20 protein-coding genes are annotated in these 23,302 nt (G+C 53.5%); 8 read left to right on the top strand and 12 right to left on the bottom strand.

Annotated features, from left to right (window positions below):
- The first annotated feature begins 99 nt into the window (after nucleotides 1-99).
- On the top strand, nucleotides 100-594 hold the full coding sequence (locus ACR0NN_RS09640) for a DUF6647 family protein (protein WP_170687588.1): 495 nt from the start codon (nucleotides 100-102) through the stop codon (nucleotides 592-594).
- A gap of 596 nt (nucleotides 595-1,190) precedes the next feature.
- Here the strand turns inward: ACR0NN_RS09640 and ACR0NN_RS09635 are convergent.
- From ACR0NN_RS09635 to ACR0NN_RS09625, 3 genes are all read right to left on the bottom strand, one after another.
- Nucleotides 1,191-2,204: a helix-turn-helix domain-containing protein gene (locus tag ACR0NN_RS09635; protein WP_170689459.1), complete on the bottom strand. Its 1,014-nt coding sequence runs from the start codon at nucleotides 2,202-2,204 to the stop codon at nucleotides 1,191-1,193.
- A gap of 9 nt (nucleotides 2,205-2,213) precedes the next feature.
- Nucleotides 2,214-3,152, bottom strand: a complete 939-nt coding sequence (locus tag ACR0NN_RS09630; RefSeq protein WP_170689458.1) for a methylenetetrahydrofolate reductase — start codon at nucleotides 3,150-3,152, stop codon at nucleotides 2,214-2,216.
- Between the two features lie 64 nt (nucleotides 3,153-3,216).
- On the bottom strand, nucleotides 3,217-3,861 hold the full coding sequence (locus tag ACR0NN_RS09625) for a helix-turn-helix domain-containing protein (protein ID WP_170689457.1): 645 nt from the start codon (nucleotides 3,859-3,861) through the stop codon (nucleotides 3,217-3,219).
- A gap of 257 nt (nucleotides 3,862-4,118) precedes the next feature.
- Between ACR0NN_RS09625 and ACR0NN_RS09620 the strand changes: the two genes are divergently transcribed.
- On the top strand, nucleotides 4,119-4,970 hold the full coding sequence (locus ACR0NN_RS09620) for a 3-methyl-2-oxobutanoate hydroxymethyltransferase (protein WP_170689456.1): 852 nt from the start codon (nucleotides 4,119-4,121) through the stop codon (nucleotides 4,968-4,970).
- A 17-nt stretch (nucleotides 4,971-4,987) separates the two neighbouring features.
- Nucleotides 4,988-5,647 carry a class I SAM-dependent methyltransferase gene (locus tag ACR0NN_RS09615; protein ID WP_480684499.1) on the top strand — a complete coding sequence of 220 codons (660 nt, stop codon included), beginning with the start codon at nucleotides 4,988-4,990 and terminating at the stop codon, nucleotides 5,645-5,647.
- Nucleotides 5,648-5,649: 2 nt separating this feature from the next.
- Here ACR0NN_RS09615 and ACR0NN_RS09610 read toward each other — a convergent pair whose 3' ends face one another.
- Both ACR0NN_RS09610 and nrtS read right to left on the bottom strand, forming a co-directional pair.
- Nucleotides 5,650-6,132 (bottom strand): MerR family transcriptional regulator, encoded by a 483-nt coding sequence (locus ACR0NN_RS09610; RefSeq protein WP_170689454.1) that lies wholly within the window; start codon nucleotides 6,130-6,132, stop codon nucleotides 5,650-5,652.
- 14 nt (nucleotides 6,133-6,146) lie between these two features.
- Complete coding sequence (gene nrtS / locus ACR0NN_RS09605; protein WP_170689453.1) at nucleotides 6,147-6,377, bottom strand: nitrate/nitrite transporter NrtS; 231 nt, start codon at nucleotides 6,375-6,377, stop codon at nucleotides 6,147-6,149.
- 540 nt (nucleotides 6,378-6,917) lie between these two features.
- Between nrtS and ACR0NN_RS09600 the strand changes: the two genes are divergently transcribed.
- Nucleotides 6,918-7,709, top strand: a complete 792-nt coding sequence (locus tag ACR0NN_RS09600; protein WP_371808486.1) for an inositol monophosphatase family protein — start codon at nucleotides 6,918-6,920, stop codon at nucleotides 7,707-7,709.
- Between the two features lie 6 nt (nucleotides 7,710-7,715).
- On the opposite strand, the gene ACR0NN_RS09595 is transcribed toward ACR0NN_RS09600, so the two are convergent.
- From ACR0NN_RS09595 to ACR0NN_RS09575, 5 genes are all read right to left on the bottom strand, one after another.
- Nucleotides 7,716-8,282: a histidine phosphatase family protein gene (locus ACR0NN_RS09595; RefSeq protein WP_170637220.1), complete on the bottom strand. Its 567-nt coding sequence runs from the start codon at nucleotides 8,280-8,282 to the stop codon at nucleotides 7,716-7,718.
- Between the two features lie 2 nt (nucleotides 8,283-8,284).
- Complete coding sequence (locus tag ACR0NN_RS09590) at nucleotides 8,285-9,358, bottom strand: ABC transporter ATP-binding protein (protein WP_170687264.1); 1,074 nt, start codon at nucleotides 9,356-9,358, stop codon at nucleotides 8,285-8,287.
- Nucleotides 9,355-11,571 (bottom strand): ABC transporter permease, encoded by a 2,217-nt coding sequence (locus ACR0NN_RS09585; protein ID WP_170720333.1) that lies wholly within the window; start codon nucleotides 11,569-11,571, stop codon nucleotides 9,355-9,357. The genes ACR0NN_RS09590 and ACR0NN_RS09585 overlap by 4 nt, the downstream gene beginning before the upstream one ends.
- Nucleotides 11,572-12,612, bottom strand: coding sequence for an ABC transporter substrate-binding protein (locus tag ACR0NN_RS09580; RefSeq protein WP_371415275.1), 1,041 nt, complete (start codon nucleotides 12,610-12,612; stop codon nucleotides 11,572-11,574).
- A gap of 649 nt (nucleotides 12,613-13,261) precedes the next feature.
- The gene (locus ACR0NN_RS09575) at nucleotides 13,262-13,657 is read right to left on the bottom strand and encodes a hypothetical protein (protein ID WP_170660738.1); all 396 of its coding nucleotides are present in this window, start codon (nucleotides 13,655-13,657) and stop codon (nucleotides 13,262-13,264) included.
- Between the two features lie 327 nt (nucleotides 13,658-13,984).
- Between ACR0NN_RS09575 and ACR0NN_RS09570 the strand changes: the two genes are divergently transcribed.
- Nucleotides 13,985-15,058 carry an MFS transporter gene (locus tag ACR0NN_RS09570; RefSeq protein WP_170660737.1) on the top strand — a complete coding sequence of 358 codons (1,074 nt, stop codon included), beginning with the start codon at nucleotides 13,985-13,987 and terminating at the stop codon, nucleotides 15,056-15,058.
- A gap of 45 nt (nucleotides 15,059-15,103) precedes the next feature.
- Here the strand turns inward: ACR0NN_RS09570 and pip are convergent, their stop codons facing one another.
- Nucleotides 15,104-16,060, bottom strand: coding sequence for a prolyl aminopeptidase (pip, locus tag ACR0NN_RS09565; protein ID WP_480684496.1), 957 nt, complete (start codon nucleotides 16,058-16,060; stop codon nucleotides 15,104-15,106).
- Between the two features lie 237 nt (nucleotides 16,061-16,297).
- On the opposite strand from pip, the gene ACR0NN_RS09560 reads away from it, so the two are divergent.
- A complete protein-coding gene (locus ACR0NN_RS09560; RefSeq protein ID WP_170660735.1) occupies nucleotides 16,298-17,269 on the top strand; it encodes a TRAP transporter substrate-binding protein DctP in 972 nt (323 codons plus the stop codon).
- Nucleotides 17,270-17,636: 367 nt separating this feature from the next.
- Here the strand turns inward: ACR0NN_RS09560 and ACR0NN_RS09555 are convergent, their stop codons facing one another.
- On the bottom strand, nucleotides 17,637-18,728 hold the full coding sequence (locus tag ACR0NN_RS09555) for a patatin-like phospholipase family protein (protein ID WP_480684494.1): 1,092 nt from the start codon (nucleotides 18,726-18,728) through the stop codon (nucleotides 17,637-17,639).
- 232 nt (nucleotides 18,729-18,960) lie between these two features.
- Here ACR0NN_RS09555 and ACR0NN_RS09550 point away from each other — a divergent pair, with 232 nt between their 5' ends.
- Both ACR0NN_RS09550 and ACR0NN_RS09545 read left to right on the top strand, forming a co-directional pair.
- A complete protein-coding gene (locus ACR0NN_RS09550; protein WP_480669536.1) occupies nucleotides 18,961-20,106 on the top strand; it encodes an efflux RND transporter periplasmic adaptor subunit in 1,146 nt (381 codons plus the stop codon).
- A gap of 15 nt (nucleotides 20,107-20,121) precedes the next feature.
- Nucleotides 20,122-23,256 carry an efflux RND transporter permease subunit gene (locus ACR0NN_RS09545; protein ID WP_170720343.1) on the top strand — a complete coding sequence of 1,045 codons (3,135 nt, stop codon included), beginning with the start codon at nucleotides 20,122-20,124 and terminating at the stop codon, nucleotides 23,254-23,256.
- The last annotated feature ends 46 nt before the right edge of the window (nucleotides 23,257-23,302 follow it).

The raw sequence follows: 23,302 nt of genomic DNA, 5'->3' as shown, positions 1-23,302 counted from the left end.
TCCTCAACATGCGGGGCTACCACTGGGTTGGCAACAGAATTCGCATCATTCCAGCGCTCCCCGCGTATCGACTAGGTATCCAGGTCAGGAGCGTTAAGGATGAAAATAGGGACAATTTTGACGATTGCATTCAATTTAACCGGCGCAGCCACGGCATCGGAAAGCAGTAATTTAACTGGCGCCACAACTACGCTCATTTCCGTGCTGAATACGTGGCTTGACACTAAAACCGAATTCCAAGCGCCGGAGAGCCGACCCCAGATCGAATTTGTAAACATCGAGCGAGCTGAACTCCTGCACGATGTGGCAGATCGTTCTAGTGGTCGAATTCGCGGACTGTACGACTCAGAGAGTGAGATAATTTACTTGGTAGAGCCGTGGTCCCCGGAAAATCCGCGCGACATTAGCGTCCTGCTGCACGAGATGGTTCATCACAGACAGAAAAGCCAGCATTGGTATTGCGAGCAAGCGCAGGAGTGGCGGGCCTATCAGATCCAGGCACAATGGTTGGCGGAACAACAAATCGCGGATGGCTTCTATTGGCCGGCGATCTTACTACAATCAAGTTGTGCAAAGCGTGATATACATCCTTGACGATGAGTAGATTGGCCTTCTGATCTTTCGTTTTCTACTGGTTCCATTGGAACGCCGCGCCGCGCATGGAGGGCGAATTCGGAACATTGATCCGCAGCACAACTCTTCGTGTCAAAAGTTCAGCAAGGGCTGACAGATGGCCCCGCAATGGCTTCTATACGCGGGGTAGTTGTCGTCGGTGCGTTTCGCAGCATCCGACACTTTGGGCTCGTGGCAGACCTCGTCGCAGACGCAGCACAAGCCCCTGCCCTGTTTACTACGAAACATCCAACGGCCCTTTCCGGACCTTCGTGGCTTAGTGAGGCGCTGCAGCGCAGCTTCACCGAACCGGACTTTCGCCGCGAGCGCAAAATTCGGCGATGGTCGAACTCCCAGTCTGCGAGACAAACTTAGCTATGGCCCTTCCGCGGTCTACGCCTGCTCGCAGCCCAAATCGGATATTCATAGCTATCCGAATTCGCGTTAACAAAATCGCAGTCGGATTGACAGCCAAGAACAGAGCTTGCGGCAGAACCAACAATTGTCGCCCAATGGGGAGTGGGCTTGATATGTCCAATCATCACTACATTCTAAAGTTGCTGCCCCATCGCCGTGTGCTAGGCGACGACAAGTGGCCAAGAAAATTCATTATCCGTTTTTCGCTTTCTGCGTTGCACTGGAGTTTCTCCGTATCGGGTTTTGAAATGTTTGCTCAAGCAAGAAGTGTTTGAGAACCCTGATGCCAATGCGATCTCAGCTAAGCTCATGGTCGTGTTGGTGAGCAGATCCAGTGCGCGTTCAAGTCGAATCGCGCGATAATAGTTTCCAGGCGAGGTCCCCAAGTGATTTCGGAACAGCCGCTCCATTTGCCGCGAAGACACACAACTCTGGCGTGCGATCTCACTCAGGCTGAGTGTCTCTTCTATATTTCTTGCCATGGTCTCGACGGCTTGCGCCAAATATTTGGGCGCTCCAAGCAAACGACGCGTTTGCGAACCTGGCTGCTCAACGTCACCAAATCTCGGCGCATTGATCAAGAAATGATTGGCCGCTGCAACGCTTGCTTCCTTGGAAATGTCTGCAATTAGACTAATCACCAAGTCCAAAACAGCGGTTTCCCCTGCGCAACTCCCAAGCGAACTACGCTTCACAAATAGCGAGTTCACGCCTTCCGCGTTCCAGTTGTTCTCGACAAAAGATGCAAGCAATTTCCAATGCACTGCGCATTTTTCACCGTCGAACATCCCAGCATGAGCCATCAGCAAACAAACCGAGCCGATACCAAATACCGGAATTTGGTTAAACCGTGCCTTTCGCAGTACAGGAAGCAACGCCTCAGCGTCCAAAGAAGCCTTCTCTGTCGGACCACAGATCACCAGAATCCGTTTTCCTTTTGGTATTGAGAGCTGTTCCAAATAGTCGGCGAGTTGTAGATCGCATTCTACACGCACACCACCACTGGACACCGCATCATCACCACCAGCACTAAGCAATTCAATACTTGGCGCAATGTCGGGGTATCGTTCAGCAAAGAAATGAAGTGGCTCAGCAACTGAGCCTAAGCTCAAAGTAGAGAAGCCATCCAGCAGCAATATAGAGATGGACTCGTGTTTATATGCAAAATCAAACATTGTGTCTGCTCAGCGCTTATTTACTGCGGTCAAACAAGGTGACTTTGCATGTTGGTGAACGAACTCGACAGAGCGTTGGATTCCGCCTAGCGGGAAGAGATGAACTTGTCTGATCAGGCTATCATTTTGGGCGGCCTGATAGGCTTGCAGACCGTGCAGGACTTCAAGGGGTTCGTACGGCAGCAACAAGTTCGTCACGTCTTTCGCCCGCCTCTGCAAAACGCGGATAGACGGACCAACGCCGCATGCCACCGCGAATTTGAGCATTGATTGCAACTTCGCTGGACCTGCAATTCCAACATGAATGGGAAGAGTAACGCCCGCTTCGCGAAGTTGCTGCTCCCACGCAATTATAGGCTCTATCTCAAACGCAAACTGCGTGACAATTGCCATTTCGCAATCTGTTCGATTAGAAAAATCCTGTTTGGCAAGCAACGCCTTCATGACATTCGTGGTTGACCCGTCTGGGTCAATGTCTCGATTGCCCTCTGGGTGCCCGGCAACATGCAGACGTTCAAACCCATATTTGTCTAAAAGACCTGAGCCCAAAAGTGCGAGCGAACTGTCATACTCCCCGATTGGACTTGAGATTCCGCCCGCCAGCAGTAGCGCCTGTTTAGCTCCAACGTCGCGATAACGCTGTAACCAGTCTTCAAAGGCCTTCTTGTTCTCAACCAATCTGGCCGGGATATGCGGCATCACAGTAAATCCATCAGATGAAAGCCGCGCCACGGTTGAAACCATATCCTCGATAGGTGTGCCCGCGATATGTGCGACATAGATTCGTGTACCCTTCGGCAAGATGGTCTTAAAATCCGGTATCTTGGCAGCAGTTCGGGGCATCACTTCGATCGAGAAATCTGACAATACGTCCGCAAGCGCGCCATTGGCAGCGGTCCGAATTTGCGGTTTACGACTTCCGGATATCCAACTGACAATATTAACCATCTTAACTCCCGATCCCTTTTATCATTGACGTTCAAGGCTGCACATTCTGAGCGGGTCAGCGCCGCTAAGGTAGCGCCTCCAGCCCCGATGGGCTGTGAAGCACGATGTGACCGCGGCCACATTCGGCAATGCCCATTTCCTCAAGCTCTTTCAGAAGCTTATTCACCCACTGACGAGACAGACCGGTCTCAGCAGCCAACTGAGATTGCGTTGCGACAACTTTCCTTTTGTCTTGGCCTGTTGGGGTTGATCTCGACAAGAGTGAAGCACCCAACCGACGCAAACCGTTTTCGTCTTTTGTAGTGCGTAACAAGGAATACTTTGTCTGTTCTTGCAGCACGTTCACTAAGTTGGCCGCAAACTTCGGAGATATTGCCAGCGCACTTTGAAGCTTCAACGAAGTAAACAAGCAAACGGTGGACTGAACCAGTACCCAGTGCGCGCTTTCGTACTCCATGTCATCAGGCATTGATAGAACCACGGGCGCTGAGCGTGGGATAGTGGGCTCGTTGCTATCAACGTCCTCTCGCAGCGGACGCAAACCCACACAACCACTCAAGAAAAGTGCAGTTGTTTCACCTTCTTCAACAAAGCTTTCAAGCCAAGAGTTGCTTGAAACCGTCACGTGGCGGCCATACGCGAGAACAGCATCCCATTCTTGCCACGATAATCCTTGGCACAGGCTTTCAATTTCGCGCTGAATTTTCAAATGCCCTGACCTCCCCTTCAAGACATGGAAACTTTGTGCTTGGACAAACTGCCGAGCGCATCTGGTACGCTCAAATGTTCAGAAAACAAACGCTCCCAGGACTCCATCTATCTTACATCTATGTTAGATATTGTATCTTTTGTGTGATGTCAAATCGCTTTGCCTATGCTTGACCTCGGCAACTGTCAACTGGTTGACAGAACTCGACAAGAACTCGCGCTAGTTTTCTCCTCATCACTAATCAAGGGAGGAAATCAGTGACAAAGCGTAGGAAAACAAGGCTCAAGCACCTTGCTGAGAAAGTTGCAAAAGGCGAACGCATCGTCGGGATGGAATGTCATGACACACCAAGCGCGATCATCGCGGAAGAGCTCGGTATGGATCTTCTGTGCTGTGGCAGCCCTGGGCCAATGGGTCTGATGGGTCACAAATCTATGGCCACGGTAGATTTTGAAGAACAGCTCTATATGTTGGAAGGGGTTCTCCGCGGTGCGTCTTCACCTTTCATTATCTGCAATATGCCCAACACAACGGCGTGTATTTCGATCGAAGAATCTGTGCGCAATGCAGCGCGGGTCGTTAAACTAGGTGCAGATGGAGTTCATATTGAACCGTCATTGGGCACTGTTGAACACATACGCGCCATCGTCGCAGCCGGTATTCCCGTTGTTGGTCATTTTGGTGTACAGGGGGAGCGCGCCGTAATGAACTCAGGCCATGCTCCCGCCGGTCGCACAGCAGAAGAGGCCGCTAGTATCCTGGAGCTAGTAAAAGCCTCTATCGACGCCGGGATATTTGCCGCCTTGTTCGAGCACACCTCTGTTGAATTGACGAAATGGTGCTATGAAAACCTTCCTGTCGCTGTGGCCAGTCTTGGCTCTGGTCCGCATGCGCACGGTATCTTTCATGTATCCAGCGATATCATCGGCTGTTCGGTCTTCCCAATTCCACCAAAACGTGAAGTGTTTGGCGATGTGATGGGGGAAATGCGCACAGCGTATTCGACGTATTTTGAGCGCGCGCATTCGGGCCAATTCCCCAACCCCGATTTGTCGCACCACATGCACGCAGGTGAGGCCGAGAAATTGGCTGGTCTTTTGAAGATGTGACACGGTCCGGCAACCCAATGACCCCCTCGGACGCTCTATCCTGGATATCCGGGTTGCCGGAACATAAAATGCTCTGCATCGATTGCGGTGCAGGCACAACCGGCACCGCAAACTTTTTGGCAAGGAATTTTGACAACGCAATCGCCTTAGACATCAATCCCGTGCTTGGGGATTGTGTATCAAATGTGAAGAAGCTGACAGGAAGTGCAAACAGATTACCTCTTAGTTCGAACTCTGTCGATCTTGTGATTTCTGTTCAAGCCTTTCATCATTTTGATAGTAAGAAACACCTTGAGAGTGCGCTGCGCATTCTTCGACCAGGCGGCGTATTTGCCGCGCTGTGCTGGGGAGAAATCGAGATCCCAAGCCCCGTCAAAACGGCGTATGCCTCAATCTTTGAGGCTATCGAGCACTATTGGGAACCGTCGCGTGCAGATACCCTGGCCGGCTATCCAAGTCTTTCGATGCCAGGTCAGTCGTTGACCCTGCCAACGACCTACAGGAGCCTCGACGTAACTCTGGACCAGTTCGAAGGCATTGTTGCAACTTGGTCCGGGCTGCAATCTGCCATTCGCGCAGGAGTGGAAATACCGGAGCCAGAGGACACCGCCCTAGAACACTTGGATAGCGTGTTCGAGCTGCGTTGGCCGCTGATGGGCAAGTTATTCCGGGTTTGATCTCAGCTATCCTGCCAGATCATTTGGGACAGGTCGGTCTTATTCTCACTGGTTTCCATCGGGCAATCCGGGCAGGTCTTTGCGGAGGGCAAGTTACGACAACCGTGGCAGCCGCGAATTAGACGCAACGTTCGCATGACCTCATCCTCCAGTTCGAGCATCTGAGCCGCTTGCCCGCGCAGTTCATCCGAAAGGCGTTCCAGGATCTCCGTCATTGCTGCACTGGATAGATCACCTGTATCGAAATCTCGACGCCTGGTGGCAATCTCTTGAATAGTGGTCACCGGTATGTTGAGGTTGCGCATGCGATGCGCCAGTTTCGCAATCGTCAGGCCAGTGTTCGAATAATACCTTGTACCGCCATCTGAGCGGATCGACGAAATAATCCCCATTTCTTCATAACCACGAATTGTACGCACGCTAAGGCCCGACAGATTGGCAAGCTCTCCGATTTTATAGGATTTCGCAAGATTGTCAGATTTCATGAATCATTTTCCTGTCATTGTGGCTCTTGCTTGGAGGTTCGTTGTCTTGCTTGCAATGCAGAAACCGCACCGTAAGTAGCGACACAGTAAGGAACGGTATACGTCAACAAGCATTTGAAAGCATTGACTTGTTGTTGTCCGAAGATTGCATCGCCTTGATTGATTAGGTTTAACGCCGAACCAACAATAAGTGCAACCTTTAACGATCTGACAACGATCTCCCGATCCAACGCGGCTTCAAGCATAATCGCCCTCCTTATCTGACACCATTGTAAGATAATTTGGCGGTAACGCAAACACTCGATAAGGGTTATTTGAGGCACGCAACTTCTTTGTTAAACCACGCCGAAATTTTTATAGATACAATTATTGGCGGCGAAGCAGCAAAGCGAACGAATTTCAAGCTGGTTTGGGTAGGGCGGCGTTCGCCTACTTTGTCCTGGCCTAATCTGAGAGCTTTGGTGTCGCTCCGGTCTCGTAGATTGAAATGTTTCACGACCACGGCCCAGAGCTGCCGTTCGTCGCCAAGATCGACCGCTGCGGTGCGGCCCGTCAGACCGGACTTTCTCTGCCACTGCAAAAACCCGAGAGGTTGCGAATTAACAGATCGCGGACGAAGCAGTCATAGGTCCGCTGTCCACCATTAGTTTGGGACTTCATTTCGTTGTCGTAATTTGTATCTGAAGAAATCGACGAAACGGGTTTTAATCTTGCTTGGTGGTGCTGACCCCCGGCACCGCCTATTGTTCATAATCAGAAACAGATTTTAACGGCAGGAGGATCGAGTGCAAAGCATCTCTGATCGAAGTTTGTTCGCCACCAAAGTGGCTGAAGAAGCAGGCGCGTTGGCTATAAGATATTTTGGCAATAGAGACACTCTGGTGGTGGATGCAAAGGGTGCTCAGGATTGGGTTAGCGAAGCCGACCGGAATGTCGAGACGTATGTTCGCGAAAAAATATCCGAGGCCTATCCCGATGATGGAATCTTCGGAGAGGAACACGCTGCGAAATTAGGGTCCAGCGGGTTTGACTGGGTGATCGACCCAATCGACGGCACCACGAACTTCGTAAACGGCATTCCGGCGTGGACGATCGTTCTGGCGGTTGTTTCAGAGGGACAAACACAAATCGGTGTCATTCACGAGCCGAACGTGGCTGAGACCTTTGCCGCCATGCGGGGGGCGGGAGCAACGCTCAACGGGCAGCCAATGCAGGTCGCATCAGGCGTCGATATGGCAAGCGGGACCGTCTCGGTCGGATATTCGAACCGCATCGAAGCGGCAAAGGTGATCCCAATCATTTCTGCCATCATCGAACGCGGGGCCATGTATCATCGCAATGCAAGCGGCGCGCTGTCGCTTGCCTATGTCGCGGCAGGCCGGCTGTTGGGGTACGTCGAAGAGCATATGAACGCGTGGGACTGTCTTGCCGGTCAGCTGTTGATCGCAGAGGCCGGTGGTGTCGTCGAAGAACAGGACGCCAATGAAATGATCCGCGATGGTGGCCGCGTCATTGCCGGTACGCCAAAGATCTTTGATGATCTCAAAGCAATTTGCGAGAAGGCATGGCACGTCTGATTTTCGTCAGGCGATAGCCCACCAGCCGGGGCTACAGCACAGCGTGTCCAAATCAGCGCTCCAGAAATGCCCCTGCCCAGGCTGGTCGTGCTGGCGATCAATCCGCACTCCGGAGAGATGACACCATAGCAGCGTCCCAACCGCGCCGTGGGTTACGATGGCAAGATCACCACCATCGTGCGCGTCCATGATTGACGTGACTGCCCCGACAATCCGGGCCTGAGCATCTGTCGCGGTTTCCCAGCCGCGAAAGCTCACGTCGGGTGCAGCGAAGAATGCATCGGCGGCGGCTTCGAACTGGTGCGGTGGCAGGAAACCGGTGGCACTGCGGTCATTTTCGCCCAGCGCCGGGTTTAACTTCACCTCAAGGCCGTGCGGTTTGGCCAGGATCGCAGCTGTCTGTTCTGCCTTGCGTTCGGTGCTGGACCAGATGGCGCTGACCGAGGCCATGATCGGCGCATTTGCAAATGCTTCGGCCCGGGTGCGGCCCACCTCACTCAGTTCCCATTTGGTGATTGCGATCTCTGGGTTCACGACCACTTCCGGGTGCGAAATGATAACGAGTTTCGGCAATGTTAGCCCTTCGGCAGCAAAACCGGTCCCCGGTCTGCAAAGGCCATTTTGACGTCAGCGCCCGGTTGCAACGGGTCATCCACGTCGTCCTGCACGGCAAACACCTGTCCGAATGCGCCGGTCAGCGTGTATTCCATGCGCACGCCGACATAGGTAGCCTTGGAGACTTTTGCCGGGATACCGGTTTCGTATCCGATCAGGATGCGGGACGGACGCACCGCCAGCGTTGCCGGACCCACGGGCAAATCGCGAGAGGGCAAGCTGTGGCGGTGTCCTTCGATGTCGATTGTCGCCTGATCGCCATCGACTTCGACGATTTTGCACTCGATCAGGTTTGCTTCACCGATGAAGTCGGCCACGAAGCGGTCGATTGGTGCGTCATAGAGTTGCCGTGGTGTGCCGATCTGGGCGATGGCGGCGTTACGCATGACGACGATCTCGTCCGACACGGCAAGCGCTTCCTCCTGATCGTGGGTTACATAGACAACCGTCAGTCCGAGGTCCCGCTGAATGGAGCGAATGTCTTCGCGCACCTGTCGACGCAGTTTGGCATCGAGGTTCGACAGGGGTTCGTCAAAGAGCAGCACCTGCGGTTCCAGCACCAGCGCGCGGGCGACTGCAACACGTTGTTGCTGGCCTCCTGACAGTTCGCTAGGCAAACGGTTGTCGAAGCCCTTGAGGCCCACCAGTTCCAACCCTTTGAGCGCGCGCGATCTAGCCTCGCTCTTATCAAAGCCGGAGAATGTCAAACCGTACATCACGTTTTCTAGCACGCTCATATGTGGGAACAGGGCGTAAGACTGAAATACCATAGACACATCGCGATCGGTCGCGGGCAGCTTGGTCACGTCGCGATCGCCAATCACTATCCGGCCCGAGCTGGCCATCTCCAGACCGGCAATCATGCGCAGCGTCGTTGTTTTGCCGCAGCCCGATGGCCCCAGCAGCGTCACCAGTTTACCTGCTTCCACATGCAGGTCGATGTTGTCGACGGCCACGACATCTTTGCCAAATACTTTTGACACTCCTTCGAACCGAACCGGCGCGGCTTTACTAGCAATGTTGGTATCCGTCATGTCGTTCGTTCCGCTCCGATCTGGGTGCGCCGTCCGATCTGCACGCGGCCCACGGTGAATTGCAAAAGCCCTACAGCTGCCAGCATCACGAAGATCAGCGTGGTGGAATAGGCGATGGCAAGGCCGTAGTCATTGTTCTCGACGCGCCCGATGATGTAGCTGGTCGCCATGTCGTATTCGGCCGATACCAGAAAAATGACTGCCGAGATCGCGGTCATCGCGCGGACAAAACTGTAGACGAGTGCCGCTAGGATGGCGGGCTTAAGCAGGGGCAGGATCACGCGTCGGAACGTCTGCCACGAGTTTGCACCCAGCGTCAGCGAGGATTCATCAAGCGAACTGTCCAGTTGCGACATGGATGCAATGCCCGCACGCACGCCGACGGGCATGTTGCGGAAAATGAAGCTGATCACGAGGATCACACCAGTGCCTGTGATTTCGATCGGGGGAACGTTGAAAGCCAGGATGTAGCTGACCCCGATGACGGTACCGGGAATGGCGAAGGACAGCATCGTTCCGAATTCGAAGGCGTTCTTTCCGGCGAAATTTTGGCGCGTGAGCAAGTAGGCGGTCACCAGTCCTACAGCTGCCGTCAGCGGAGCCGCTATGGCCGCAATGCTGATGGTGGTCCAGAAACTGTCCCATGCGGCACCCGTCCAGCGGATGCCTTCCTCTTCAAAGCGCACTGAGAAGGCGGTGACATAGTGTTTGAAGGTGAGCGTGTTGTTGACGCCCCAAAGCTCAACGACGCTGCCGTAAATGATCATGCCGTACACAACCGCTGTAAACAGCGCCCAGATGGACGCGATGGCCAACACGGGTATTGCCAGCCCATTGGGCATCAGCGGATGCACGCCAGCGTCCCCCTTGCCGGAAACGGTGGTGTAGCTTTTCTTACCGAGCCAGGCGCGCTGCGCGTAAAAGGCAGACAGCGTGAAGAAGAGCAGTACCATGGCCAGCACGGCGGCCCGACCCTGATCATATTGCGCGCCGACGATGGCAAAGAAAATCTCGGTCGACAGAACGTCAAAATTACCGCCTAGAACAAGCGGGTTGCCGAAGTCGGCCATGCTTTCGATGAAGCCTAGCAGAAAGGCATTCGCCAGACCGGGCCTCATCAGGGGCAGCGACACCGTTCGGAAGGTTTGCCACCTATTGGCGCGCAGCGTTTGGGCGGCTTCCTCCATCGACGGCGACACGCCTTCGACAACACCAATCAGCACCAGAAATGCGATGGGGGTGAAGGCCAGCGTCTGGGCGATCAGGACACCCGGCATTCCATAGAGCCACCGCGACGGTTGCACGCCAAAAAGATCAGCGAAAAAGACTGTGACCGACCCGGATAAACCGAAGAGTAGGATCAAGGCCAGCCCGATTACGAAGGGGGGCGTGATGATTGGCAAAACCGTCAGCGCGCGCATCCCACGCTTGAACCGAAACCCTGACCTGGTGACCACAAGTGCAAAACAAAGTCCCAGAACCGTGGTGATCAGGCCGACGAGAATGGCCAAAAAGAGGGAGTTCCACGCGGCGCCGCATTTAGCACCCCAAAAACACCCCAATCCCCAGAGACGGTAATCAAAAAATTTTGAGGCAAAAACAGATACCGAATAGGCGCCGTCTTCGGTCAAAAAGGCCGAAAACAGCATGTTGGCAATTGGAAAGAACACGAAGGCGGTGACGATTGTAATGACGCCGCCGATGGCGCTGACGACAAACACATCGCCGTTGACTGCACCGCGCGCCGCGATGCCCTGCGTGAGCAGGAACAGGAAAGCCGACGCACAGAGCATCGCTCCATACCCCATGCCGAACTGTCGGATTTTCGGCTCACCAAAGAGGGCCTTGAGCCAGTCGAAGTTGAAGCCGCGAATGCCGATCCCGAAGCCTTGCGCAATCAGCCAGCCAAAGCCCAGTGCACCGGCAAGAATCAGGATCTTAGCGTAGATCGGATCAGATTTAGGTTTCCCCAGCACCAGAATTGGCAATGCCAGCGGGATCAGCAAGGGTGCAAGCCAGAGCTTTTCACCCCGCCCGATCAGAAATAGTGCGGGCGCAAAATCTTCGTCAAACGGATAGCCGTTAAAGAGCCATTCAAATGACCAAAGGCCATCCTCAACCATGTACCATGGCAGCAGGACGTAGCCGGCCCAACCGACAATGATCCAGAAGATCAATACCGGGTGGGTCCTGGTTTTCGCTTTGTCAGTCACTTACTGCGGCAGCACCGAAACGTCTTCGTCCCACTTTTGCAGCAGACGCTTACGCTCATCAGAGGAGCCGTATTTTTTGAAGTCGTAGTCGATCAGCTTGATCTGGCTCATATCCGGGGCGCTTTCAGATGTTTGCGCACCCTTGTTGGACGGGACCTGGAAGGCATTGACTTCAAGTGCGAGGTTCTGGGCTTCGGCACTCAGCGCCCAGTCGTAGAACTTTTTGGCTTCTTCTTCGTTGCGAGCGCCTTCAATGATCGACATCGAACCGATCTCGTAACCAGTGCCTTCGCACGGGGCGACAACCTTTACAGGGAAGCCTGACACCGCCTGCTTGACGGCGTCATGCATGAAGACAATGCCGATCGTGTTCTCGCCACGACCCGCGGCCTTGATGGGCGCCGAACCAGATTTGGTGTACTGATTTATGTTGGCGTGAAGGCCTTTCATGAACTCAAAGCCCTCGTCCTCGCCAAAGATCTGCACCATCGACGCCAGCGTCGTGTAGGCAGTTCCGGACGAATTCGGGTTCGCCATCTGAACGTGCCCTTTATATTCCGGCTTGAGCAGGTCCTTCCAGCAAGCGGGTTCAGGCAGGTTGTTGGCCGCCAGGAGGTCAGAGTTGTAGCCATAGCCCAACGCACCCGAATAGATACCGATGGTCTTGTTGCCAGCACTTTCGGCCTGTGAAATTGCCCAGTCATGCAACTGGTCACGCATGGGCGAGACATATTCCATAGTTAAACCTTCTTCGGCCGCTTGAAGGTGCGGGTCACCCGTGCCGCCCCACCAGACATCTCCTTTTGGGTTTGAGCTTTCCGCACGGATTTGCGCAAAGGTCTCGCCAGAGGATTTGCGAGTCATGTTCACGTCAATGCCGGTGGCGTCCTCGAAGCTGCGCGCCATAAGCTGGCACCAGTCTTCCTGCGCCGAACAGTAGAATGTCAGCTTGTCGGCTTGCGCAGCACCCATGGAAGCGGCGAATGCGATCAGTGAGCCAGCAAGTGTGTTGGTCAATTTCTTCAAAGTCTTTCCTCCCATAACTATCCAGCTTCCGGCTTTGAGCCGGGAACTGTCATGTCACCTGTGAGGGCGGCCACGCTTAATTGTGGCATCTTCTGATTTAACCGGTCTCGGTACGGCTTTTCCTCTTTGTGACTATGTAAGTCTGACCACTCTAACACTTGTTTCGCAAGGATTTTTGCATAGCGACAAAATCAGTGCGATCCAAACGGAGCACCTTTGCAAGCATTATTCAAAGGAAGATCGCAAGCTCATCCATAGCCTTCGAATGCGCGGAGCTTGATACTTGCGCCAATTGGCGAATGTGTTCTGGGCAATCAGATTGTCTAGCGGTCATACAGATTTTGCAGCGAGTGTTTAAAGCTAGCTTCCGATTTTGACCACACTTGTGATGTGTGGGTTCACGCAGTGAGTGCGTTCTCATCGCCCTGCATGACCGAGGAAACTTACCTTAGGAACGTCAACAATGGGCTCTATGCCGACCTTGTAGCAAGCGCGGCATCTCAAAACTTGCACCGCCAGGCTCCGATGATGACGGCCCAAAGCGGTCACTCAGCTGAGCACCTGGATACTGCGACCGCAGCCCTCTTTCCTGCCGTTCGCTGCGCGAGCGAAATTTGCAATTAACCAGATTTACGTCGAACAGGATACAATGAATCAACGAATTTTATTTGCTGGAGGCCGTGGACCATATCTTGGCTGAAATCCTGGATGGCAGGAGGTCCCTGAAGGAATGCCCTGGTCGCCACTCCACTTCGTGTATTTCATGAATGGTTTGGATATCCTCAACGGTCAGACGATCAAGCAGATTTACACCGGTAGAAGACTGGATCGCTTTCAGCACCGGTGCTTTGTGCGCAGGCGATTGCGCAACGACGTTGCCCAACTCGTCGTGATGCGCATCCATTGTGGGTTCGTAGAATTCATCTTCGATCATACCGCCAAACAAGCAGCTCGCGCCCTCGTGACGGTATGCACCAACGCCAAACTTTGGATTGAAAGCTTTTTTGTCCTGCGCTTCGAGGCGGGCAATGGCGGTGTCAAACAGGTCTGCAACACTCATGTTGGTTGATCCTCCTTCCATTGGGTAAGTTCGCAAAAACTACGTGTATGATGATATCAAGATCGGCAATGCAAGCCAGCGGGTCGAGGCACAATCTATGGCAAAAAGTTCAGCGCGATGAGTGGCTCAGACAAGCCAGCGGGTTCAACGGGGAAAAAGAACCGCGCGTACCTACTTTGGGGTGGCATTGCGGATTCCTTGTCCGATATTCTCGCCAGCCCGAGCATTGTGCTTCCATTTTTGTATCTGGCGCTTGGGGCTCCCCAATTTCTCGCGGGGCTGCTTCTTCCATGTGTAAAGGGTGCTCGTATTGTTGCTGAAGCCGTGATGTCTCCGTATGTGCGCGTGGGGGAACGCTCCAAAAAGGCGATGATCCTTCCCAACCTTGTCATTGCTTTGGTCCTAGTCGTTTTGGCGTTGTCGGGTGCGGCACTTCCCAATGGGGTCGTCATGGTGCTGTTTGTGCTGGTCGCCTTGGTAGTTGGCTGTTGCTACGGAATCTGGGCCTTGGGCAGTAACCACATCTACGGGTCGGAACTCGAAGACGAAGAACGAGGGCAGATCATCTTCACGCAACTGGCACTAAGTTGCATCATAGCGATAGTCCTCGTTTGGGCCACACGAGCGCTGATGACAGGAGAAACTCCGTTCGAGCGACATCGTGTTTTGCTTTGGTTGGGTGTGCTGGCACTTTTGGTTTCGTGCTTTTGCATGTTTCGACTTGTACTAACGAAATCGCCCGAAGAGGTTAGCAATCCGGAGGCTTCCGAGGAGAAAGAGACCTTTTTCAATCAGGTTTCGCGGGGTTGGTCCCTGGCGCTCCAATTTGCCTGGTTCCGCCGCTTCCTCGTCGCGCGACTTTTCTTTTTGTCAGTCGAACTGGCGACGCCATTCTACACAATTCATGCGGCTACATTTCACCTGTCTACTCCGCACATCCTGAGTATCTTCGTTACGGCAACAAGTGCTGGACGCGCACTTGGCGCGATCTTGTGGCGCCGGGTTGTTCGCAAGTCGATCCGCTACACAATCGCTGGCGCGTCTATGATCGCTTGCCTTTCGGCGCTTATGGCGATTGGATTCGACCTGTTCGGCCTGGCCAGCAACCCCTGGGTTTATGCCACAACGATCTTTTTTCTGTCCTTTGGAATCGGTGGGGAAACTGAAGGACGGTATTTGTATCTGCTTTCGATGTCCTCTGACACTAATCGCCCATATATGGTCGCGCTCGCAGACGCGGTGGCAGGTATAGGCGGGATCATTTTCGCTGCGGTGCTTGGACTGGTGGCGCAAATCCAAAGCGTCCTGTTTCCATTGATCGTTCTGGCCGGGCTTAATGCTATTTCTGTCTATCTTGCCCTGTCGCTGACCGAGAAACCGGAAAAAACGCCCTCAGGGTAATTCGTCCGTGCTGAGAGTTGAAATCTGTCGTCAGCTAAAGACAGGTTATTGCGACTGCAGTGCTTTGTTCGCTGCGGCGATGATGGCATCGGCAAGGGGGCCATAAAGGGTTCCGTGCAATCCACCCGGCACAATAACGAGTTCTGATCGAGGCAGGGCCCTATGCAGACGCCAAGGTGTCCACAAAGGAGCCGAGAGATCGAGCCGGCTGTGGATAAGATATGTCTTTAGATCAGCGAGTTTGGAGACTTGCTCTAATAATGGCGTGTCGAGCCAGGCAAGGTTGCGAAAGTAGTGGGTGACGACCCTTGCGAAACCAAGCCGAAAGCGTTCGTCATCGTAAGATAAATTGGGCTCTACGCGGGGGTCCAAGCTTACTACGGCGGCTTCCCATGTGCACCACGCGAGCGCGGCAGCGGACCTCAAGCTTGCGTCCTCACCAATCAGAAGATCGTTGTAACCGGCTGCAATTTCAATCCCGTCGTGAGCTTCGGGTACTAAAGCATGGAACTGTTCATGTGCCTCGGGCAAAAACCGACGGGCTCCAAAATAGAGAAAGTCGAGGTCTTCGCTGGATGTCATTGCCACCGCCGCAAGGATTAAACCGTTCACCCGGTCCAGATGTTCCAGCGCGTAGGCCACGGCAAGCGTGGTACCCCATGAAGAACCATAAATGTACCAGTTCGCCAGCCCCAAACTTGCGCGTAATCGTTCAAGATCATGGATCAGGTGTTTTGTCGTATTCGCCGTGAGGCCATCCACGCTGTCGCCCGCGTGCGGCTTGGAGCGCCCCGCCCCTCTTTGGTCAATTGTCACAATGTGCCAACGTTCCGGATCGAACAACTGAACCATTTGCGGACGCGTCCCACCGCCGGGCCCTCCGTGCAGCAGCACAATAGCTGGCGCATTTTCGTTACCGAATGTTTGCCAAAACACAGAGTGGCCATCTTCTTCTGGTAAAACACCAGAGAGCAGAGGCAGCGAAGGATGATAGAGAGCCATTACGCTGTCATACACTGCTTTAGGAAGCCTCGATAGCTCGATGCACCCCGTCGCCGTGAAGCTTCTTCTCAGCGCGACAAAGCTTGCCCATTTCTTACGTCTGCCGGCGTTTCTAACTGTATTCGTATTGATCGCGAGATTTGCGTGGTTTGCGATTGGCGTGATTTTACAAGGCGCCGCTTGAAACCTAGGATAGAGAGGACTGGCACCAAAGTATCCATACAGGAGAGTGTTGTTATGAGAATGCTATCGGTAGCTACAGCTTTTGCTTGTATGATGTTTCTTCCTGTGGCGGCGCTTTCGCAAGTAAGTATGAGTGTGTATTCGGATACGCCGTCCACGCATCCGAAATCTAAACTGCTGGCGTCCTTGGTGACCCAGATTCGGGACCGAACCAAGGGGCGGATCAAAGCCGAGTTCTTTAGTGCAGAATCGGGTTTGTTTCCGAATGAAGACACCGCACTGGACGCCTTGGTCAACAATCAAGTTCAGATGGTCTGGCCTCCGGTGGCGCGTCTTGAACGCTTTGCCCCCGAATTCATGCTGCTGACGCTTCCGTATAGCATCGACTTGTTTGCCATTCGCGATGCAAAAGGCCACGCGGCGCTAGTAGACGACCTTTCAAACCGGCTTCACAATGTGGGCCTGGACATTTTGGGTCTAGCCCCGGCCGGATACACTCTGTTTGTGAGTAAGAACCCTCTGACCAGTGTTGACCAGCTGCCGGGAAAGATCGTCCGCGTACCAGGGTCGCCAATGCTGACGGATTACCTGGAAGCGATTGGAGCGAAAGGCGTCAACTTTCCAGCGCCTGAGTTGCCAAAGATCCTAGGAGACAAGAGGGTAGATGTCGTCTTAACGTCTTTCGCCGGATGGAACCTGATTGGCCCAACCGATGGGGAATATGTATTGGTTGATCTTGACATGCGCGTCGGGTTTTACGGTGCCGTATTAAACGATGACTGGCTCGCTTCGCTCGGTGAACGCGACAGACAAATCGTGATTGAAGAAGTGTCAAACACCTTAGCCGCGCGTTGGTTGCAACTTGAAGATGAAAGAGTTGCATTCGAGGAGCAAATGCGCGCGGTCGGCACGACATACACAGAAATCTCAGGGGCAGATGCGGCGGTCCTCAAAACTGCGGCAGACGCTATCAGGAGTGACTACATTGAACAATCGCCGGAGTTCATTCAAAACTATTTGAAGTGAGTGACCCAAGGCGTGTGTCTCTGATCTTATCCTTGCAAGCGTCCAGCTTGTACTTACGCAAACCAAAGGTCTCGATTCTTCAGATCATCGAGTAAAGGCCATGGGTTCTGAGTCTAGCGCGCTATGTAACTCCGATGACGAGCGATCTTCCGGTGTATCCGTCCTCTTTGCTGATGATCCAGCCCAAACTTCAATTATTTTTGGCGTTCACGAACGACCGGAGTTGATGCAGATATATATATTGGAATACCCGCTCGTATTTGGCTTGCCGAATAGTCAAACGACAAATCGCTTCCGGACCCACCTGCCAATCAAAGTGCCCCATAAAAACCCAGAGTTTTCGGTATCGAGACATGTGTTACTGAATCTAGTTGGTGAGCTTCTTCACAACTTTATCAATCAACTCAGTGTTTTCTTTGACATAGCGCTGGCCAGAGGCCCGAATCTGGTCGATATTTTCTTGTTTAGGATTGAACCCATTGACGCCTGTCACCGCGTCTGGTGACAGGAAATAGCTGTCTATATCAATGGACGACTCAAAATCCGCATGTCTTTGCAATGCGTGCGAACTGACCGTCGCTTCTCCGTTGAAAACCATATGCATCATAGGAAAGAACCACCTAATCAATCCGCCACCTTCGGCGGTCGCGGGTGATACAGGCTGTCGCAGCTTGCTTCCAAGCGCGACAACTACGAATTCCTGATGTTCTGGCAGGTTCGAGCGCGCGTGCAGATACGCGATTTCACCCGGAGCGTTCAAAATCATGGCAGCATCCCCAAGGAATTCCCCAGATGCATGTTCGCCCGAGAACGTAACCGCAGGAAAATAAACCGGAGCACTGGTCACCGCCGTTACAAGTGAATGTAGATAGATGTTGCCTTCTACAGTATCCCAGTTTCGGAACACTCTAAGTCCGTTCTCTTTCTGCGAATAAGACGGGAACATAGCCGGGCGCAGAAGGTCATTGAACCTAGTGTCACCAAATGCTTGTTCATACACTCTAAAGCGGCCCTCATTTGGGATGGCCGGGCCGAACAGACCATGGCCCGTCAGTATTTTATGATAAATAGGGATTCCCAGAATTTCTCTTGCATATTGCTCATAGTCCTCCAGCGCTTTTTCGGCCGTGATCGGTTGTCCGTTCTCCCCGCTGGGGCTGAACAACAGCGCGGCTATGATTGCTCCGGTCGATGATCCGGCTACAAAGTCAAAAAGTTCGTGTACAGGCTTGCCTGATTTCTCCTCAAGCGCCTTCAGAACTTCAAGCTCTGCCAGACCATATAAGGCGCCACCGTTCATCGCCAGTATGCGCACCCGCTTGGGATCGTCGGTACGCCATTCCAGCGGATCATCAAAGTCTATTGTATCCGGCCAGCCTGGCAGTTCAGACTGGCTGTCGTAAAAGTACCTGCCATAGAAAAACACGCTTGCGGCGTAAATCAGCACAAGAGGGATCATACAGACCAGAACAGTTCCGACTATTTGAATGAGGCGCTTCATACGGTCCCTGTCTCGATTGAGAAGATAGTTCAGTCATAGCTGCCCCTGCCAATTCATCAACCGCGATCGGTGAAACGGTCAGGTAGGTTCACCAAGCGCGCGGTGTTCATTTCGCCATTCTCACTTTGTTCGGGTCGCAAGGCGCCAATGGAGGTCCGGCTGCCTGAATGATTGACTGACGGGCAAACCAATGCAACGCTCGCAACAGTTGTTTTCATACAAAGGTGGATTTGAGTTGATGCGAAGTGTTTGGTTCGTTCTGGCAACAGCTCTTTTGTTTGTTTCGGCGGCCGCTCATGCGCAGACTGATGCGACCCCACCAAGTGTGCTTGTCCTGAAGGCCCAAACCCAAAAATCAGGCTTGACAGATTCCTATGTGGGCCGTGTCGAGGCGATCAGCACGGTGGATATCATGGCGCGTGTCGAAGGCACGTTAGATGCGCGAAAGTTCGTCGAAGGTGGGCTGGTCAAAACAGGCGATATCCTGTTTGAGATCGAACGAGATTCCTACCAGGCGCTGGTCGATCAATCCGCTGCGACGGTCAACGGCGCAAAGTCGACCGCAAAAGGCGCTGAGGTGGACTACGAGCGTCAGCTGGCCCTGCTGCAGCGCGACGATGTTCCGCAATCCACGGTTGACTCGGCACAGGCAACGCTTGGCGCGGATCAGGCTGCGGTCAGTAAGGCCGAAGCGGAACTGGAACAGGCGAAAATCAATCTAAGCTATACAACGATCACCAGCCCAATCGACGGTCGCATATCGAAGTCAAACGTCGACGTTGGCAATCTTGTTAGCTCAAACTCCGGCGTGCTTGCGACCATCACCAGCGTCGATCCGATTTATGTCAGCCTCTACGTCAGCGAGCGTGATCTGATCCAAAAGCGGCAGCAAGGACTGATCGGACAAAATACATCGACGCTGGGTGTTCGGCTGGAACTGAGTAGCGGGGCGACCTATGCGCAAAGCGGGCAGGTTACCTACATCAGCAACGAAATCGAAGCGGCAACCGACACGATTGAAATCCGTGCCACATTCGAAAACTCTGACGGTCTGCTGATCCCCGGACAAGTGGTGACGGTCACCTTCGACGATCCTAATGCCAAAGAAGTGGTTGTGATCCCTCAGACCGCCATCCAATTGGACCAAAAGGGTCACTTCGTGTTTGTTGTGAACAGCGACAACGTCGCAAAACGGCAGGATGTTACCTTGGGGGCACAAACTGGTCTTGACTGGGTGGTCTCTTCGGGCCTGCAGGCCGGGGACTTGGTCATCGTTCAGGGTCTGCAACGGGTCCGGGAGGATGAAAAAGTCACCCCGACCGAGAACCAATCCTAAGCGGTAGTCCTTAATATGCTATCCAAATTCTTCATTGATCGTCCGAACTTTGCCATTGTTCTGGCTGTGATTATGGTTCTGCTGGGTGCCATCGCGACCCGATTGGTACCCATCGCCGAATTCCCGTCAATCGCTCCGCCACAGATCCAGGTCACAGCGAGCTATCCCGGCGCTAATGCTGCTCTGATCCGGGACGCTGTGGCAACACCTATCGAAGAAGAAGTGAACGGAGTTGAGGGCATGATCTACATGTCCTCCTCGTCGTCGAGCGAAGGTACATACAGTCTGACAATCACTTTCGATATTAACACCGACCCGGATATTGCCGCGGTAAATGTGCAAAACCGCGTCGCGCTGGCCACAGCGCTTCTGCCCGAGACGGTGACTCAGCAAGGGATTTCCACCTCGAAGCAGAACAGCAACATGCTGCAGGTGATTAACCTGGTATCGCCCAATAAAACCTACGATCAACTGTTTCTGAGCAACTATTCGGCGGATTTCCTGCAAGACCCTCTCAGCCGCATCGACGGAGTGGGTGCAACAACGCAGTTTGGTCAGTTGAACTATTCCATGCGGATCTGGCTGAACACGGATCAGATGGCGGCCCTTAACATTGATGCCACTGACGTGGAAGCCGCGATACAGGCACAAAATATCGAAGCCGCAGCAGGGCAGATTGGCGCGGCCCCGTTCGACGATGAAACGACTGCGTTTCAGTTCACTTTGGATGCTCAAGGCCTGTTGGACGATCCAAAACAGTTCGAGAACATCATTGTTCAAGCGCAGGATGACGGCTCATTTGTGCGTCTTAAGGACATTGCCCGCATCGAATTAGGCGCTGAGAACTATTCCGCCATCGCCTACTACAACGGTCAGCCTTCCGCGATCCTTGCGATTTTTCAGGAAAGCGGAGCCAACGCAATCGATGTCTCTACAGCCGTACAGACCGAGATCGAAAAACTGGCCCAACAATTCCCCGATGATGTAGAATACATCCTTGCCTATGACGTGACCGACGCGGTGCGTCAGTCGATCGAAGAGATAATCACAACACTGGCCATAACAGCCGCCATCGTTGTTGCCGTGACCTTTGTGTTCCTGCTGAGCATACGCGCCACGATCATCCCAGCGGTTGCCATCCCTGTGTCCCTTCTGGGGACGATTGCTCTCATCTACCTGATTGGGTTTAGCGCCAATATGATCACTCTTTTTGCTTTGGTACTGGCCATCACTCTGGTGATTGATGATGCGATCATCATCATCGAAAACACCGAACGGATCATGGAAGAAGACGGTCTGGAGCCGCGCGAGGCAACGCTCAAGGCCATGTCGCAGGTTACGCGACCGATCATCGCAACAACTTTTGTTCTGGCCGCCGTGTTCATACCGGTCTGCTTCTTTCCGGGCATTACCGGCCGCATCTACCTTCAATTCGCCCTGACAATCACCTTTGCCTTCACCCTTTCTGCAATAAACGCCCTCACGCTAGGCCCGGTACTGTGCGCTCAGTTTCTAAGTCGTAAAACCGGGCATCCCAAAGGGATTGCCCGCATCATACCCAAAGCGATCAACCGATGCCGGGATGTCTATGTGGCACTGGTCAGGCTCACGCTGAGGTTCAAGGCCCTGTGCCTGATCCTATACGCTGGCGTTGTGGCCGGAACCGTGTATCTGTTCCTGCACACACCCACCGGGTTTATCCCGCCCGAAGACAACGGCGTTCTCTTTGCCAGCATTACCCTGCCCGATGGTGCATCGCTTCAGCGCACCGAAGAGGTGTTGCTGGACATCGGCGAACAGGTCAAAGAGCACCCCGGAGTTGCTTCGGTGACGTCGGTTGCAGGGTTCAGCCTGATCGCCGGGGACAAGTCAAATGTAGGTATGTTGGTGATGCTTCTCGATCCATGGGACGAGAGGAAATCCAAGGAAACCCAGTGGTATAACATCATGTTCGCCTTGAACGATATTCTCGCGACAAGACCAGAGGCGACCTCGTTTGTTTTCCCACTACCTGCTATTTCCGGCGTCGGGCAGGCAGGCGGCCTGTCGGCACAACTGCTGGATCTGCAGTCCCATGACGTGCAGGAGTTTGATGCGGTTAAAAACGGCTTGCTTGCCGCATTGATGAAACAGCCTCAAGTGCAGCAGGCCTACAGCTCCATGTCAGCCAATGCACCCCAGTATTTCCTAGATATAGACCGAGACCGGGCCGAAGCGCTGCAAGTGGATGTTAGCAAGATTTTCACCGCTCTGCAGGCAAGTTTTGGGTCACTGTACGTGAACAATTTCGTGCGCGGCGGCCGGGTCTATTGGGTGGTCATGTCAGCAGATGCAAAACACCGGCAATCGTTGGATGAGATTGAAGGAGTGTATGTCAAGAATGCGTCAGGCACCGCGCTGCCGCTGCGGACATTCGTGACCGTCAAGCCGCAACTGGGGGCCGAGATCCTTTATCGCTACAACTTGTTCAATTCAGCGTCGATCAGTACCCAGCTGCAAACGGGGGTCAGCTCTGGCGAAGGCATCGCGCTGGTTGAGCAGGTCGCCGCGAGCACCCTGCCCGAAGGCTACATCCTAGAGTGGACGGACGTATCACTGCAGGAGGTCCAAGCCGGTGACCTCGTTCTCATTATCCTGGCGCTTGCGGTGGTTTTTGCCTATTTGTTTATGGTCGCCCAATATGAAAGCTGGATTTTGCCCCTTGCGATCATGGCGTCCACTATCTTTGCGGTTCTGGGCGCGCTCATTCCGCTGCAATTCATCCCCAACATCAACAACAATATCTACGCACAGATTGGGATCGTTCTGTTGATCGGCCTCGCCGCAAAGAAGGCCATCATGGTTGTCGAATTTGCCCATAACATGCGGCGCAATGAAGGCATATCTATTGATGATGCGGCGATCAAGGCCGCCCACATGCGGTTCCGGCCGGTCACGATGACGGGCCTATGCTTTATCATGGGCGTGCTGCCGCTGATGCTGGCCAGCGGTGCGGGCGCGGCGGGCCGGGTGTCTATCGGCTATCCAGTCTTTGCAGGCATGATCATCGACAGCACCCTCGGCCTTCTTATGATACCGGTATTGTACGCAGTGTTCCAAAGTCTGTCAGAGCGTTTGCCGGGCAATCCGCGTACAGCATGTTCAAAGTGAAAGCAATTCGGCTCAGAGGAGCGTAAAGAACGATGGCCTGGAAACA

This window comes from Ruegeria sp. BA2 (assembly GCF_056539605.1).
The sequence above is the reverse complement of the archived record's forward strand: the minus strand, read 5'-3'. Positions and strand labels throughout refer to the sequence as shown.

Bases quoted from the DNA above. Each gene is read 5' to 3' on its own strand.
- ACR0NN_RS09640 (WP_170687588.1), top strand. From the start codon at position 100: ATGAAAATAGGGACAATTTTGACGATTGCATTCAATTTAACCGGCGCA.
- ACR0NN_RS09635 (WP_170689459.1), bottom strand. From the start codon at position 2,204: ATGTTTGATTTTGCATATAAACACGAGTCCATCTCTATATTGCTGCTG.
- ACR0NN_RS09630 (WP_170689458.1), bottom strand. From the start codon at position 3,152: ATGGTTAATATTGTCAGTTGGATATCCGGAAGTCGTAAACCGCAAATT.
- ACR0NN_RS09615 (WP_480684499.1), top strand. From the start codon at position 4,988: ATGACCCCCTCGGACGCTCTATCCTGGATATCCGGGTTGCCGGAACAT.
- ACR0NN_RS09610 (WP_170689454.1), bottom strand. From the start codon at position 6,132: ATGAAATCTGACAATCTTGCGAAATCCTATAAAATCGGAGAGCTTGCC.
- nrtS (WP_170689453.1), bottom strand. From the start codon at position 6,377: ATGCTTGAAGCCGCGTTGGATCGGGAGATCGTTGTCAGATCGTTAAAG.
- ACR0NN_RS09590 (WP_170687264.1), bottom strand. From the start codon at position 9,358: ATGACGGATACCAACATTGCTAGTAAAGCCGCGCCGGTTCGGTTCGAA.
- ACR0NN_RS09580 (WP_371415275.1), bottom strand. From the start codon at position 12,612: ATGGGAGGAAAGACTTTGAAGAAATTGACCAACACACTTGCTGGCTCA.
- ACR0NN_RS09575 (WP_170660738.1), bottom strand. From the start codon at position 13,657: ATGAGTGTTGCAGACCTGTTTGACACCGCCATTGCCCGCCTCGAAGCG.
- ACR0NN_RS09570 (WP_170660737.1), top strand. From the start codon at position 13,985: ATGTCTCCGTATGTGCGCGTGGGGGAACGCTCCAAAAAGGCGATGATC.
- pip (WP_480684496.1), bottom strand. From the start codon at position 16,060: ATGGCTCTCTATCATCCTTCGCTGCCTCTGCTCTCTGGTGTTTTACCA.
- ACR0NN_RS09560 (WP_170660735.1), top strand. From the start codon at position 16,298: ATGAGAATGCTATCGGTAGCTACAGCTTTTGCTTGTATGATGTTTCTT.
- ACR0NN_RS09555 (WP_480684494.1), bottom strand. From the start codon at position 18,728: ATGATCCCTCTTGTGCTGATTTACGCCGCAAGCGTGTTTTTCTATGGC.
- ACR0NN_RS09550 (WP_480669536.1), top strand. From the start codon at position 18,961: ATGCAACGCTCGCAACAGTTGTTTTCATACAAAGGTGGATTTGAGTTG.
- ACR0NN_RS09545 (WP_170720343.1), top strand. From the start codon at position 20,122: ATGCTATCCAAATTCTTCATTGATCGTCCGAACTTTGCCATTGTTCTG.